At 45.1% G+C, this 16,381-nt stretch carries 4 protein-coding genes; all 4 read right to left on the bottom strand.

Annotated elements, in window-relative coordinates:
- Nucleotides 1-5,966 (bottom strand): SdrD B-like domain-containing protein (locus AC23N5_RS20660; RefSeq protein ID WP_487757069.1); only part of this gene is annotated, 5,966 nt, incomplete at its 3' end.
- A 25-nt stretch (nt 5,967-5,991) separates the two neighbouring features.
- Entirely contained in the window at nt 5,992-9,642 is a 3,651-nt protein-coding gene (locus AC23N5_RS20655) for a discoidin domain-containing protein (RefSeq protein ID WP_487757068.1), read from the bottom strand.
- 13 nt (nt 9,643-9,655) lie between these two features.
- Entirely contained in the window at nt 9,656-11,149 is a 1,494-nt protein-coding gene (locus tag AC23N5_RS20650; RefSeq protein ID WP_487757067.1) for a hypothetical protein, read from the bottom strand.
- 436 nt (nt 11,150-11,585) lie between these two features.
- Entirely contained in the window at nt 11,586-15,179 is a 3,594-nt protein-coding gene (locus AC23N5_RS20645; RefSeq protein ID WP_487757070.1) for a DUF11 domain-containing protein, read from the bottom strand.
- Nucleotides 15,180-16,381 lie beyond the last annotated feature (1,202 nt).

Below are 16,381 nucleotides of genomic sequence, written 5' to 3'. Positions count from 1 at the left end.
ACCGTAAACGTAATGTCGCGGGTCGTGCTCGCTCCCGCCAACAAACTCGAAATCGGCGTGTTCAAGGTCGCAATGCCATTGCTTACGCTCCAATTTGCATCAGATAGCGTCAATCCAGTCGGTATGTAATCACTCAACTGTATCGACGTCGCATCAACTTCTCCTTGGTTGTAAACCGTAATCGTGAATTTCACCGTGCTGCCTGGGTTCACACTCGAAGCTTGGCCTGTCGCCAACGTCTTCTTCAACGCCAAGTCAAATTTGGGCGAGTATAACGCAGCATCTATGGTCGGGTTATCTTTGCTCAACCCTGCCCCATAAGGGTCAATTGTCACCGTTTGACTCAAGCCCGTCGTTGGGTCAAAGTCGCTATCTTTGGCATCGTCGTTGCCTTGATTTTGGAACGTCGATAAGATACAGCCTGCTGGTAAACTGCTCGTCACAATCTTCACCTGATAGCTGCCCGCTGGTAGATTGGTAAAGCTGTAAAAGCCCGAACCATTTGTCGTCGTCGTATTGATAACGGTGCCACTGCTGTTCAGCAACTGTACCGTTACATTCGCTACGCCCGCTTCGGTATTGTCCTGAATCCCGTCGTTGTCCGTGTCTTTCCACACATAATCCCCGAGGCTTCCTACTGGACACGACAACGGTGCCGGTACCACCACCACTTTGTCGGGACAACCTGATACTTTAATCGTCAATGTTACCGACTGTCCTAAGGTCAAACCACTGATAACACCGTTGCTTGCCGTACCCGCCGAAGGAGTCACTGTGGCGCCAGATGTCAAAATATAATTTAATGTATAACCAGTATTGGTCGCGTTACACAGCGGACCGCTGATACTGATGCCTGGATTCTCACAAGGATTACTGCAACTCACAGGCGGAGTTACATCCACTTTCGCCATACAACTGCCCAATGTGGACGTCACCACTACACTCGAATTCAACGGAATATTGATGATACTGTTGCCACTCACAGTTCCGTTGGTTGTAGTTACCAATGCCCCAGGGCTCGACGTAAACGACACACTGTAAGTTGTACCATTACAAATCGGTTGGCCTACAGTCAGCAATGGCGTCGTACAAGTAGTTGGGCAACTTGCAGGGCCTTCTACCGTCAGCGTGCTCACACAGCCCGCACTTTCGGTCGCAGTCAGGGTTACGTTCGTGCCAATCGGGATGCCCATAACTCCGTTAGCGGTAAGGGTTCCGCTACCCGCAGTTTTGGTTACATTGCTTACACTACTGTAGAAAATAATGTCGTAAGTGGTGCCATTGCAGACGACATTTCCTGCTGTCAACACTGGCTTAGTACAATTATTCACCGTAATCACCGCTGGATCTGAATCATCTTCGTCCGTGGCAGCATTGGTATCGCCTGGTGTACCTGTTCCCGTACCATTGATAGCATCGTCTGAAGCTGTTTTTTCTTTCCCCCCAGCATCGTTGCTCGGATTGGTATCGTATTGGCTGTCTTTGTCAAAAGGCGGCGTGTTGTTGGGATCGGTGTCATCGTCCGCACTTGTAATCTCGGCGCGATTGACCAACTCCCCGCTCACGCCCGCATTGACCGTAAAGCTGATATCTACTTTAGCACTGTCGCCTACAGCAATCGGGCCCACAATCGGCGTATTCAACGTTGCTGTTGTGCCGCTTAGCGTCCAATTTGCATCCGCCAGGGTCAAACCTGTTGGAATATAATCCACCAATTTCACATTGTAGGCTGGGACACTGCCTTGGTTGAAGACCGTCACCGTAAATTTCACCGTACTGCCCGAGGCGACCACCGACGCCTGACCCGTAGCCAATTTCTTGCGTAAAGCCATATCTAAACACACTGGTACGATGTCGGTATCGGCTCCGCCAGCACCCGCTCCAGGGGTGATGTCTTCAAAAGGTTTGAAGGTGCCACTGCCAGCTGGGTCTTCTACCGACTGGAATAGTTGGAACTGATCCGAGGCTGTTACGCTGAAGGTATTTCCCGTGTAATTGGCAGGAACTGGTATCTGCAAATGGAACACCCAATCAGGAAACTCACAACCTACGTCATCTTGACCCAAGGCAGTACAAGGCGCTCGATAAGTATTTACTGGGTCAGATTCGTCCAAAATATTATTCGTATTGCGGCCCCCGTCGGCATTTGATTGATCTGTAAACTTCGTCAGAGTGATACCCGATGGCGGGTTGAAGGGATCAAACGGCTGATTGTTGTTCAACCCTTGAATAGTAATCATCAAGCCACGAGCCTCAAAACGACGTTTAGGTAAGGGGATGTTAATGCCCCCAATGGTAATCGAACCTGGATTCAAAGCCGCATCTTCATCAATCAGCAAACGCGTTATAAAGTCCACTTCGAGTTTACTGCCAGGTTGGTAACATTTGTCTTTGATGGCCACATCCATATTGACCCCTACGGTGTAGAGAAGGTCCGCTGTGGCGGCTTTGATCGTCGCACTACCGCATGAAGCTGTTGCCTCCCCTGTCACCACAAACACTGTCCCTGGCGTGTAGGTGCTGCTGAAACTACCCGTATAAAGCCACGACTCGTTGGGATCCATGATACCGTCGTTGTTGAGATCCCCCTGTTTGGTCAGCGTTAATGTCTGGGCCGTCGCGTTTGGAAGATTAAAGGGCTTAACTTGCCCAACAAACGTGACCCCACTCAACGGAACTCCACCTGGGTTAGTTATCCCAAAAGTAATCTGGACCACATCATTTTGACTGCGAATAGCCTTTGGTGAGAGAAGCACACCAGCCGCTAAGTTACTGTTAACACATTGCGCAATCACTACATAGTCTGGATCCGCATCGTCTTCATCAGTTAAACCGCTTCGGTCTCCAGGCTGACCAGTACCTTTTCCGTTGACAGCATCATCACTTGGACTATTATATCGCCCACCCGCGTCGTTAGTGGAATTATTGTCGGGAGTGCTGTCTATGTCGGTGCCACCTGTGGCACTGCTGATTTCAGCACGGTTTACAAGGGTATCACCCACTGCCCCAGATACTATTTTCAGTTTAATGGGAATAATCTTAGACTCACCCACTGCTAGGGTTGCAATCGGGGTGCTCAGTACGGCATTGGTACCCGAGAGCGTCCAGTTGGCATCGGCCACTAAGCTCATAGAGGATGGAATATAATCCGTCACCTGTACATTGGTGGCCGCCACCGTGCCTTGGTTAATAACCTCGATGTTGTGCGTGACTGTATCACCTACTAAGACTGCTGTGCGACCTAAAGCAACTTTTTTGGTCAAGGCCAAATCGAAAATCGGGGTGTCAATTACTTCTATACAAGCCATTGGGCACTCTCGATTCCCTATTCCCATTTCTCCAATCAATACTTGCAAGGCATTAACAAAAATTCGATTACAATAAGTCCCAACTGTATTACTTTTGACAGGCACAATGATGGTACATATACCTGGTAAAATAACAGTCCCTGGTACTACTGTTACAATTGTATCTCCCTCTGAAAAAGGTTTTACTCCTGTACAAGTTCCTGTATTAGTTCCAGCTGCCAATACTAACCCATGAGGTAACATATCAACAAAATCCTCTGCCACAACCATATTTCCACTAGTTCTATTTTCTATTGAAATAGTCAAATAGCCTACCTGATTAGGTTCTAAACGTGGTGTAGAAAAACTTTTGCTAACCAGAGGGGGGGTAATATGAGTAGAACTAACATCCAAACAAGCCTTGGCCTCGTCAACATTACTACATGCTTCTACTGTTTTTAGAGCCCCGCTTGCTATCGTATTGCAGTAATTTCCCTCAGCAGGTGCTACTACATCTAATGAAAGCATTGTCTCTCCTGGTAATAATACCTGTCCTTTAGGAATAAAAAACAACTTTGCCCCCCCCACAGCTACTACACCTAACCCATTATTAGTGCGAAGGTTGGGATTAGGCGCAACTACCATTTGTGCTGGCGAGTTAGGCAAGCTATCCACCATATTTTCCTGTAAAGTGATTGGAGCCGTATGATTGTTCATAATGGTCACTATCAAACGTACAGGAACATTTACATTGGCCTGTTGAGGGCTGAATTCCTTTTTTAATGTGGGGGAATTAATCCCCGTTATGGTAATGGTCGCACAAGCATAATCATCTTCCGTATTTACACCATTTCCTGGAGTGCTATCAGGGTCATTTGTTTCAGTTACATTTTGCACTTCAGCACAATTTTGGATAACCCCTGCTTTTAATGCCTTAGTAGTCAATGTTAGTGTTGCACTTTGACCAGCACCTAAAGAAGTCAATAGCCAACCACCATTTAGAGAAAAAATGCCAGATGTTGCACTGCTGCTAATCAAAGCTAGTTGGTCTGTTGGTATTAAATCCGCGACTTGAATATTTGTCGCGATCATGCTTCCTTCGTTAGTTAAAGTTAACGTCCAAGTAAACGTTGTCCCCACAGGGCATGTTCCCCCTGTCGTTGGAGTTACGCTTTTAGAAAGTTTTAAGTCAATATTCGTATTATCTACACAAGTCTTATTAGTTACGAAGTCATCCTCTGTAGGTAAACCATTTCCTGGCTTAGAATCTGGGTCAACTGCACCTGATGTCTTAATTTGTGCATAACCATTCTTGCAAGGCCCGCAGGTGTTTTCTTCCAATATCACCGTCTTATCAACGTAGCAAGTATTACTGCCATTAAAAATACGAATTGTATATATTTGACTAGCTATAGGATTAGTCAAATTACTGAAAGTTGCTGCATCCGCTGTCAAACTAACTGCCGATTCGTATGCTGGTCCCGCATAGACTCCCCCTAAAGAAATTCCCGCCTTATCTCCATCAGATACACCAGATACAGTTATAGTCGCGTTATTATTAGGGGTTGTTCCTGTACAACTGGCAATGGTAGGAGTAATGACAATCTCACTTGGTGGTGTACAGTCTGGCACACAAACCTTTGGCTCTAACGTTACTGTCACGTCTTTATAACAACCAGAAGAATTAAATACACGTATTGTATATTTTTTGGACGTACTTGGATTAGGTAGGTTGTTCGCTATAATTCCATCCTCCGGTATAACTTTGGCTGTATTGTAAGTGGCACTACCTGTATAGGAGCTTCCTTCCACATAATCATAACGTTGGGTACTTGTAAATTTGGATAAAGTAATTTTTCCATCATTGTTGGAATCTCCCAGGCGGCCACACGTAACAGGAGTGGCAGAAGCAGTTGCCAATACACTTCCGCAAGTACCATACAAAAGCATATCATCATATCCTACTACGGCATTAATACTACCAACCAAATGAACATATCCAAAAACCACTCTGTATTTCACTTCTTCTGTTCCATCACTGCAGAACTCATTTCCTGAAAATTCAAAGTTCATCGGAGTCGCTGTCCGTGTGTTGGTTGTACCTATAGATTCGGTTCCCCACTTTATATTACTTGGTGCAATGGTTTGTAGCTCTTGATATATCTTTACCCCATTCCTAAAAACGGCAACTCCCTGTTTCTCAAAAACAGGTTTTGTAACATTTGACTGTACAGGGGTAATACTAAATTTATCCAAGCAACCAATCGTTCCTTTAGGAATGATATAATCAATGTACAAGTTGGTTGGGTTGTCTGGGTTAAATTCCGTTGAAGTACAATCATATAGTTTACAGTTTTGTGCAAAAAACAAGTGCAGCCAACCTGTATGGTCAGGGTTAAGCTGTGAGGCTTTTGAACCTAAATACACTTTAGCACAAGTACTTTCACGAAATTCGGGGCAGAAAAAAGTATTATCATTTGAGAATCGATAATACCCTCCTCCTGCACACGTTCCTGTCTTAGGATTGTAGTAAGAAGTAGTTACAAAGTTTTTCCATCCTGCTACAATAGAAGTCTTACACGTGTTCTGAGCCTGTGCTATTGATTCTAACCTCAAACCACCCAACACGAAGAAAAGCACAATTAAAGCTTGCTCAGCTTTCCTATATATATTTTTCATCTTCTTCATTTTTAATGTTTCTGACTTATTTTACCTCTACTGTTAGCGTAATGGTTTGGGAACCCACAGCAACTGTCCCTAAATCCCATATCGTTGAAGTAGCATCATAACTACCCTGGCTCGTCTTTGCAACAACAAACTTCGTATTACTCGGTAGCACAATACAAGCTGTCACCCCTGGTGCTGCATCTGGTCCAGCATTAGTAAGTGTATAGGTGTACGTCAAATGATCTCCTTTCGCTCCATTTGTTGTAGCTGGGCTCACCGTTAAACTCAAATCAGCTGTTAAACAAATTTTGGGTTCCAATACCACCACTATATCTTTGTAGCAAAAAGCATCCTGAAATACCCGAATCGTGTAAGGTTGCAAAGAAGTAGGGTTCGGCAATGTACCTGACAAAGTCATCGGAGCGGTTGTCAAAGCCATCGCTGCTGAGAAGCCAGAGCCAGAGTAACTGCTACCTGCTGAATAGCCAACCTTGGTAGCTCCCCCTCCATAAGTGTTCAACACCAATTTAGCATCCGAATTAGACCCTCCATTTGTAGCACAGGTCGCCTGCGTAACCGCTACCGTACCCGTTACCAAACACGGTGGACAAAAAATACCTCCAGCACTTATGTAATCAATTTTTAGGTAATTAGAAGCAGCTGAGGTAATCTTTACATACTGGAAAGCAATCGGGATATGGAATTGATAGGTTTGTAAGGTCGTATTAGTAGCCGCAATGGTACCTGTCGTAATTTTTGTAAAATTCACGTTATCCGTCGAAGTATAAACATCGAAGTTTCCAGCGTAAGACGTGTTGAATGAACTGGCAACTACGTAAATATCCCCTTCTGCCAACATCGACTGACCAAAATTCACCACCACCGATTGACCGTTATAAATTGCAGCTACGGTACCGTCTTTGGCCAATACATTATTAGCTGTACCCGAATTAACCGTCCCAGTAGCTGTCTGTGGTGTCATCAACGTATAAGCCAAATTACAACTTCCCGAAGATGCCACACAAGCTTTTCCATATACATTGACGGCATCAATGCTTACCTGCCCAAAACCTGATTTCATAATTTTGACGTACTGAAAAGTTTGTATTGCCACTACCTTCATACGTTGCAAAAGAGGAGGGTTATTGGTAAAAATCACCGTTTGCACTGCCGTGAAATTGACCCCATCCATAGAGGTGTACACTGTAAAATCACCCACCTGACTCGAAACATACTTAAATCCATCAATAACGATGCTATCTCCCGAAGCCAGTGCCTTTGCAAACTTCACTACTATACTTTGTGTCGCAGTTGTTAAACTAGCAATAGTTCCATCTGCGCCACGCATTGCAGTGGCAGATGCCCCTGCAGTAGCCGTGGGTTCAATGTACCGCCATACCTGAGTTTGCCCTGCACTACAATCTGCATTATTCACTATTGCTTTCTTGCAAAAATCTCCTTTGTAAGACACTGCGTCAAAATTCGTGTAGCTGCCCGAAACAGGCACCAACTTCGCATAACGGAACGTCTGAGGCACTATCAATTTATAGCTTTGTAAGTTCGTCCCAATCGCTGCAGGTATCGTAATCAACGTCGCCGTCGAGAAATTAACCCCATCTGTAGAAAAAGTTACATTGAAATTGCCTGTGTAAGTCGTGTTAATACCTGAGGCGACAATTTCCAATTGTCCTCCATTACCCAAAGTTTGTCCAAAATCAACTACAATACCAGCATCAGCCCGAACGACATTCCCATCAGCTCCTCCAAATAACACGTTATTGACATAACCCGCAGTGGCCGTACCAGTCACTGCTGTAGGGTATATTTTTGCATTGGTCACCGCTGTCTCACCAGCAACACAGGCAGCAGGAGTGCTCACACACACCTTCCCAAAGACACGTACGGCGTCTATTGTTACTTGACCAAAACCAGAACGCTCTACCTTTAAATACTGAAATGCCAACGTGGCTGGTATTTTAAAAATTTCAAAGGCAGGAGATACACTCGTAAATATTTGCGTCGGTAAGGCAGTAAAATTGACCCCGTCAATGGAGGTAAATACCGTAAAATCACCCACTTGCCCAGATGTATATTTATATCCTGTTACCTCTATTGTATCGCCTGTTGCAAATGCCTTGTCAAATTTAATCACTACATTTTGGGTTGAGTTAATTATGCTAGATACTAACCCGTCTGGCCCCTTCAAAATATTGGTTGGGGTTGATGTCCCTGAGGCCGCACTTGCTTCTATGTATCGCCATACTTGGCTCTGACCAGCGCTACAATCCGCATAATTAACTACCGCTTTTTTACAAAAATCTCCTTTATAGGAAACTGCGTCAAAATTCGTGTAATTGCTTGCTACAGATACCAACTTAGCATATTGAAATGCTTGGGGTACGAGCAATCTATACGTCTGTAAATTAGTGCTAATCGCCGCGGGTATAGTAATCAGGGTAGAACCAGAATAGTTAATTCCATCGGTAGAAAAAGTTACATTGAAATTGCCTGCGGAGGTCGTGTTAATAGCTGAGGCAGTAATCTCCAACTGACCACCAGCAGGCAAACTCTGACCAAAATTCAGAACAATCCCAGCATCTGCACGTACAACATTCCCATCAGCGCCTCCAAATAATATATTATTAATAAGTCCAGAATTAGCCGTACCAGTCGCCGTTGTAGGGTATATATTTGCATTGGACACTGCTGTCTCTCCTGCAGCACAGGCAGCAGGAGTACTTATACACACCTTCCCAAACACCCGTACGGCGTCTATGGTCACTTGGCCAGAACCTGAACGCACCACCTTCAAATACTGAAACGTCGATGTGGCTGGGAACTTGAAAATCTGAAAAGCGGGAGACACATTTGTAAAGACCTGTGTCGATAAGGCTGTAAAGTTTACCCCATCCATAGAAGTATATACTGTAAAATCTCCCACTTGGGTAGATACATACTTATACCCTGTGACTTCTATGGTATCACCAATAGCAAAAGCCTTGGCAAACTTAACTACCACACTTTGGGCCGACGTCGTCAAATCTGTGTTCAATCCATCTGGACCATCTATCACATTGTTCGGAACGATGCCCACTGTCCCAGAAGCTCCAGCTGGCTCAATATATTGCCACGTCTGGCTCTGCCCTGATACGCAGTCAGCATAATTCACCACTGGTGCCTGACAATAAGTACCCTGGTAACGTACCACATCAAAATTGGTATAGTTACTGGCTGCCGAAATTACTTTTACGTATTGAAATGCCTGCGGTGCAGTGACCGTATAACTAGCCAAGGTCGTATTAGCTGGTACAGTTTTAAGCGTTGCAGTAGAAAAATTAATCCCATCGGTTGAAAAAGAAACATTAAAGTTCCCTGTGTTGCTAGTGTTGATACCCGAAGCAATAATCTCAACAGTACCCCCCGCAGCCAAACTTTGTCCAAAGTTAACAACAATCCCTGCATCGGCTCGTACCACATTCCCGTCGGCACCTCCAAGAAAAACATTGTTTACGTAACCCGTAGTTGCTGTGCCTGTTGCACTTATGGGATAGGTCGTCCCTGTTGCACTCGTCCAGCCAGATGGGCATGTCTGTGCCATCACTGAAGCATGATAACCCCCTAAAAGACTGATACTTAGCAACAGCAACAGCCTCCTCCAATTGAGCATTGTTTGTATAATTGGATTCATTTTGATAGTATATTTAGTTAATTAAGGTTTTGATAAAAGGACTATGTGGGCGTTTGACCAACGCCAACAAAAAGGCTTTGCGCGCTTCGGGTGGGTCGCCACGACGCAGGTGCAGACGCCCCAAGCTCTCGCCAATAGGAGCCATCAATCGCGGCGGCTCGTCGTAGGAAATCGCCCCTTCCAGATCCAGAGCGGCCTTCCAAGCCATTTCATTGAAAGGTTCAGCCCCATCGAGGTTGTCGATCCAACCCGCCAACTCATAGCGAGCCATGCTTAATATATCGTAAGTCTCGTTGATATTCTTAAACTCGCCAGTCTGTTGACGCTTGATGCCCTCCTGCTCAAAAACCTGCATAATTTGAGTTAATTGTCCTCCTTGCGCCATGGATTGAGCAACATCGCCACGTTCTACGGCCTCCATACCCTGGCAATAAGCTTGCATTCCCTGTAGGTATAGACGCACCAATGGATTGGTCAGCGGTACATCAAGACTATTAAGCCAAAAACTAATTTTCTCCTTGGCCTTGCCAAACTCACGAAAACGCATATATACCATGGCTGGTAAAATTCGACCCTCGTAGAGAAGCATCAACGCCGAGCCGTCAATCGGAGCCTGTTGGCTGAGGGTGAGGTTGGCATACTGCTGCGCGCTGACGAGGGCTTTCTCCTTTTGACCCAGCTCACTGTAGGCTACCGTCAGGTAGTGGAGGTTGTGCATATAGTTCTGATCAGCAGCGTAGGGAACCTTTTCCGTTTTGTGGTACGCCAATTCCTGTTGGCGGGCTTTTTCAAACACGGCCACGGCCTTGGCATACTGCCCCTGCAAAAAATAGATATGCCCTGGCATATGGGTAATGTGCGAAGCACCAGGAGCCGTGGCGGGCATCCGCTCGGCCAAAGCAGCTACAGAATTGAAATCGGGCCGTACCTCCATCACGTGTACATAGTAATGTTGCAAGCCCGTATGCTGCGGAAATCGCGCCAAACTACGCTCCAAAAAAGTTTTCACTTCGTCACTACTTTTCCAACCATCATCTGTGCGGACGTTTTGCCGCAAAACGATAGCAGCGAAAGCCAACACTTCGGGCTCGTTGGGAAAGCGAGTCGCCAACGCCCGAAAGGCGGAAACAGCCCCATGAATGCCCTGCAAAATGAGAACTTCCGTAGCACTAATCAGTTTTTTCTCAAGGTCGGTAGCTCCATGCTGTCGGGCTTTGGCTTGAGCAATAGCCTTTTGCCACACGCTGTTATCGTCGCCACCAAAACCAGGTTGACACATGGCTACGCCCCAATAACCCATGGCGCAGGTCGAATCCAAACGAATCACCTGACGAAAAGCACGATACGCTTCGATGTGCCAAAAATCATGCAGTAGGTTTAGCCCTTGATCAAACCACTTCTGAGCCTCAATGCTGCGGGTACTAATGGGCAGGTGGCTTTTACCAAGGGCTTCGCGAAATATAGGTGGGGGTAAAGTATCTAAACTTAATGTCGTAACGTTTATCATACTCCCTTGCCCACACAACGGCGGAAGCTTGGAGGAAGATGTTGCTCTACGAGCATCGGTACTGCAACTTATTAATGCAGCAACTAACGGCAAATAAAAAAACACAAAAAACTGTTGACTATTTCTAGACTTGTACTTTTTTATTCTTCTATATGTGTTTGGTAATACTTTCATGAAATGCCAAATCATTATTATTACAGTTGATTTGACGCAATCTTTATGCTAAGTATTTATTATCGAGTTTATTAAGGTTACGAAATACAGGTAAAGGGTACAAAAAATATTTCCAACATAAAACACTATTTATCTAGCCATAAAATACGCTTTACCAAATTTTGTGCCACGGCTGTGTTAATTTTTCAGGCCAGTACTTATACAAGAAAAAACACCCCATCAGCAATGCCAACGGGGTGTAAATACTAGTTTTTAAGATATGTTATTTCTTTAATTTCCTCACTACATATGGAACACATGTCTGCGTAGGACAACAATTACCGCCTGCCTCTATGATTAGAGGGCAACAACCTCCTGCTGGGCAACTATTGTTTTGTGCTGTATAGGTATAAACCCCCGCCTCACTCAATAATACTACGTTCCCACTCGCAATCTGTTGGCCATTCTTAAACCATTTTACACCCGTGTACGTACTCGGCACACTCGCCTCTAGTTTTTCCGAAACGCACAATTGAATAGGTACCGTTATACATAATTGGTTTTGGTCATCTTCTCCATTCTTGCTATTCCCAGGAGTCGAATCCACGTCCCGCTCGTTGAGTTTCACAATCTCAGCTGTGTTAAACCATACTCCCTGCGAGAGTACCTTTACCCGAATCGTCAACTTCACCGTGTCCCCCTGGACGCCAATGGTACCAATCACCCAACGACTAATACTTGGAACATAGCTCCCCCTTGTGGCACTGCTGCTTACGTATTGAAGTCCAGTCAGCAGGCTATCGGCTACTTCTACCCCCGTCGCAGGTACTGCTGACTCATTCCATACTTTTACGGTATATTCTATCTCTTCTCCCAACGATACCACATTCTTATTCACCTGCGTCGTCAAACGTAAATCCGTCGTCGCTGTTGAACTACACACCGACACCGTCTCGCTGTCGCTGCCACCCGCGCCGCTCGTCGGTGTGATGTCTTCAAAAGGCTTGAATGTGCCGCGATTCGTGATGTCTTCTACCGATTGAAAGAGCTTAAAATCATCCGAGGCACTTACCGTAAACGTGCTTCCACTGTAATTGGCTGGAATCGGTATTTGAACCCGAAACACCCAATCGGGAAAATCACAACCCACATCATCCTGACCTAAGGCCGTACAAGGCGCACGAAAGGTATTGACCGCGTCGGATTCATCCAAAATATTGTTCGTATTGCGCCCACCGTCCGAGCTTTGATCTACAAAACGAGTGATGTTGACGCCCGCAGGTGGATTGAAGGGATCGAAGGGTTGGTTGTTGTTCACGCCCTGAACCATGATCTTCAAGTCACGGCCTTCAAAGCGGCGTTTGGGCAAGGGGATGTTGATACCCGCTACAGTAATCGAACCAGGGTTCACAGCTAGGTCTTCGTCAATCAGAAGACGCGTCACCAAATCCACGCTCAGCATACCACCAGGCTGCGCACAGGCTCCCTTCACTACGTCCATATTGACGCCTACAGTGTAGATTAGATCCGCCGTGGCGGCTTTAATCGTCGCACTACCGCACGAAGCTGTCGCCTCTCCAGTCACCACAAACACTGTCCCTGGCGTGTAGGTGCTGCTGAAACTACCCGTATAAAGCCACGACTCGTTGGGATCCATCACTCCATCGTTGTTGAGATCCCCCTGTTTGGTCAGTGTCAGTGTTACCGGCGTGAAATTAGGCCGATTGAAGGATTTGACCTGACCTACAAAGGTGAGATTGCTCAAAGGAACCCCGCCCGGATTGGTCACCCCGAAGGTGATTTGTACCACGTCGTTTTGGCTCCGAATCGCCTTGGGAGAAAGGATTACCCCGGCGGCCAAATTGCTGTTGACGCATTGAACCACCACCACATAATCTGGGTCTTCGTCGTCTTCGTCGGTCAGACCGCTGCGGTCGCCCGGACTGCCCGTGCCGTTGCCGTTGACCGAATCATCACTGGGGCTGTTGTAGCGACCGCCCGCGTCGTTGGTCGGGTTATTGTCAGGGGTGCTGTCTTTGTCAGTACCGCCAGTAGCGCTGCTGATTTCGGCACGGTTTACAAGGGTATCACCCACTGCCCCAGATACTATTTTCAGTTTAATGGGAATAATCTTAGACTCACCCGCTGCTAGGGTTGCAATCGGGGTGCTCAGTACAGCATTAGTTCCCGAGAGCGTCCAGTTGGCATCGGCTACTAAGCTCATAGAGGAAGGAATATAATCCGTCACCTGTATATTGGTGGCCGCCACCGTGCCTTGGTTAACAACCTCGATGTTGTGCGTGACTGTATCACCTACTAAGACTGCTGTGCGACCTAAAGCAACTTTTTTGGTTAAGGCCAAATCGAAAATCGGCGTGTTGACAACTTCCACGCAGGCTTCGGCGATATCTCTATTGCCTATAGGAACCCCATTTACCTGTCCTATCAGCGCATTCATAACCAATACATTGCAATATTTCCCTACTGTAGCACTCTTAACAGGAGCTGTAATAGTGCAAATTCCTGGGGGAATAACTGATCCAGATACCAATGTAATTACATCCCCTCCAATAGTTGCACTAACTGTTCCGCAACTACCTGTTGGTGTTCCTGCCACAACCAATCCCAAAGGTAAATAATCTGAAAAATTCTGAGTTAGCGTAAAATTAGTTATGTTACGGTTTTCTACTTTAATAGTCAAGATCCCTACTTGATTCACCTCAAGAGTAGGTGTAGAAAATGACTTACTTAATAAAGGTGGAGCAACGAATGATGTGTCAATAGAAACGCAGGCTGTTGCTCCTGTTAAATTTTCACATGAGGTTGTTTTGAGTGCACCAGCAGCTAAAGTGTTACAAAAAATCCCCATCGTAGGTGCAACTACATCCAATGAAATTTGTGTTAAACCCGGCGGTAAAACAGTTCCGGCAGGAATAAAAAACGAAGCCCCTCCTGCTATACCTATTACACCTACTCCATTCGTTGTATTGATATTTGGATTAGGAGCAATTACCATTTGAGCCGGGCTTTTAGTCAACGTATCTACCAAATTAGCGGTTAGCGTAATGGGAGTATTTCCGTTATTGTATAACTTTAACGTCAATCGTATCGGTGTACCCGGAGGGGCCATATTGGGACTGAACTCCTTGGCTAATGTGGGCAGATTTTCAATTCCATTTGTAGAGGTTACCGTAATTTCATCACATGCATAATCATCTTCTGTCGTAATACCATTCCCCGGCGTACTATTAAGGTCATTTAAAGGAAAGGCTGTCATAATCTCCGCACAGTTTCTAATCTGTCCAACTTTCAGCGCTTTAGTTACTAAAGTTAATGTTGCCTTTTGTCCTGCTTTTAAAGTATCTATTAACCAACCTGCTGTCGAAGAGAAGTTTCCTTTAGTAGCTGATACTGAAAGCAGCAATAGTTCATTTTCTGAAAATACATCTCCTATCTGAATGTTAGAAGCGGGCATTGTACCAACATTAGATACTTCCACAGTCCACGTAAAAGCAGTGTTTATAGGACAGAGAGTCCCTGTTTTAGGGGTTACTGTTTTTGTTAGTTTCAAATCAATATATTGGGGATTAGTACAAGTCTGATATACTACCTGATCATCCTCTCCAACTATATTATTATTTGGATTTGAATCCGGGTCAGCTGAATCTGACGCAATAATCTCACCTACTGCATTTTTACATGGAGTACAGGTGTTTTCCTCGATTAAAACTGTTTTGTCTATATAGCAATTATCACCTCCGTTAAATATTCGTATTGTATAAGTTTGGCTACCAATAGGGTTCGTAAGCCCGGTAAATGTGTAAGTCCCATTTGTCAACGATGTTGAGAGCGCATATGATGTGCCGGTATAAGACATTCCCGTTGAAATTCCTACTTTATCTCCCCCTATAATCCCACTTACTGTAATAGATGCATTATTATTGGGAGTCGTATTAAAACAGGTTGCTGATGTAACTGCAACAGTAAAACCACTTGGTGGGGTACAATTTGGAGTACAAGGTGCTGGATTTAAAGTAACGGGTATATCTACATCACATCCCGATACATCAAACACGCGAACTGTGTACGTTTTGGACGTACCCGGATCCGGAAGATTGCTTACAATTATTCCATTTGCAGGAATGGCTATTGCGGTTGCATAGGTTGCCGATCCGGTATATGTACTTCCAGCGGTATAATCAAACTTATTCGTTGAATTGAACCCCGAAAGTGTAATTTTTCCATCTATATTCGGTCCACTTGGACTACAGGTGGCTGGGGTTGCCTGAGCAGTCACTACGGGTGCGCCACAAGTACCATATAGAAAAATATTATCGTAGCCAACTCCTGTTCCTTCGTTATATGAAGCCGTATATATACGATGTACAAGCCCAAAGTAGATGCGATAAGTCACATCCTCACTTCCATCAGTACAGAAAGCATCTCCTGAAAACCCAAAGGTTATCGGCGGACCATTAATGTTGCTACGCTGTATTACCTTGGTATCAGAAAATATTTGAACTCCATTTTTATAAACCGCTACCCCCTGTTTTTCAAACTGAACTTTAGAAGAATTAGTTTGTACAAGTTGTAATTCAAAATGTTCTAAGCAAGCTTTTTTACCTTTAGGAATCGTGTAGTCGATATACAGGTTTGCAGGATCAAGTGGTTCCCAAGTAGTTCTATTGCCGTCCCATTGGACACCGCCTATGACAAAACCGTTAAAAATATTTTCCACATAAAAATTCAATAGGCATATAGCACCTGCAAAGTTATTTGTATTGGCATGCCCCTTTGTTCCTAACAGCGCATTTCCACATCCATTATTAATATCAGGGCAATACTTATACGTTTCTCCCCGAAATGCAACTACTGACCAACCCGAAATCTTACTGCCGGAGCATACTGCTTTTTTTTGCTCCGGGGTATTCATATCCCACCCAATTAATATTGAAGGTGTATTACATGCTTGCTGCCCATATACGCAGGAGGAGTCTATCAGCAAAAACATAAGTAACCAGTTCAAACCCACTATCCATGGTATTTTTCCAGCCACTACAGATTTTCTAAATATTAATT

The organism is Runella sp. R5_40 (genome assembly GCF_057652295.1).
Note: the sequence above shows the minus strand (reverse complement) of the source record. Positions and strands in the feature narration are given on the sequence as shown.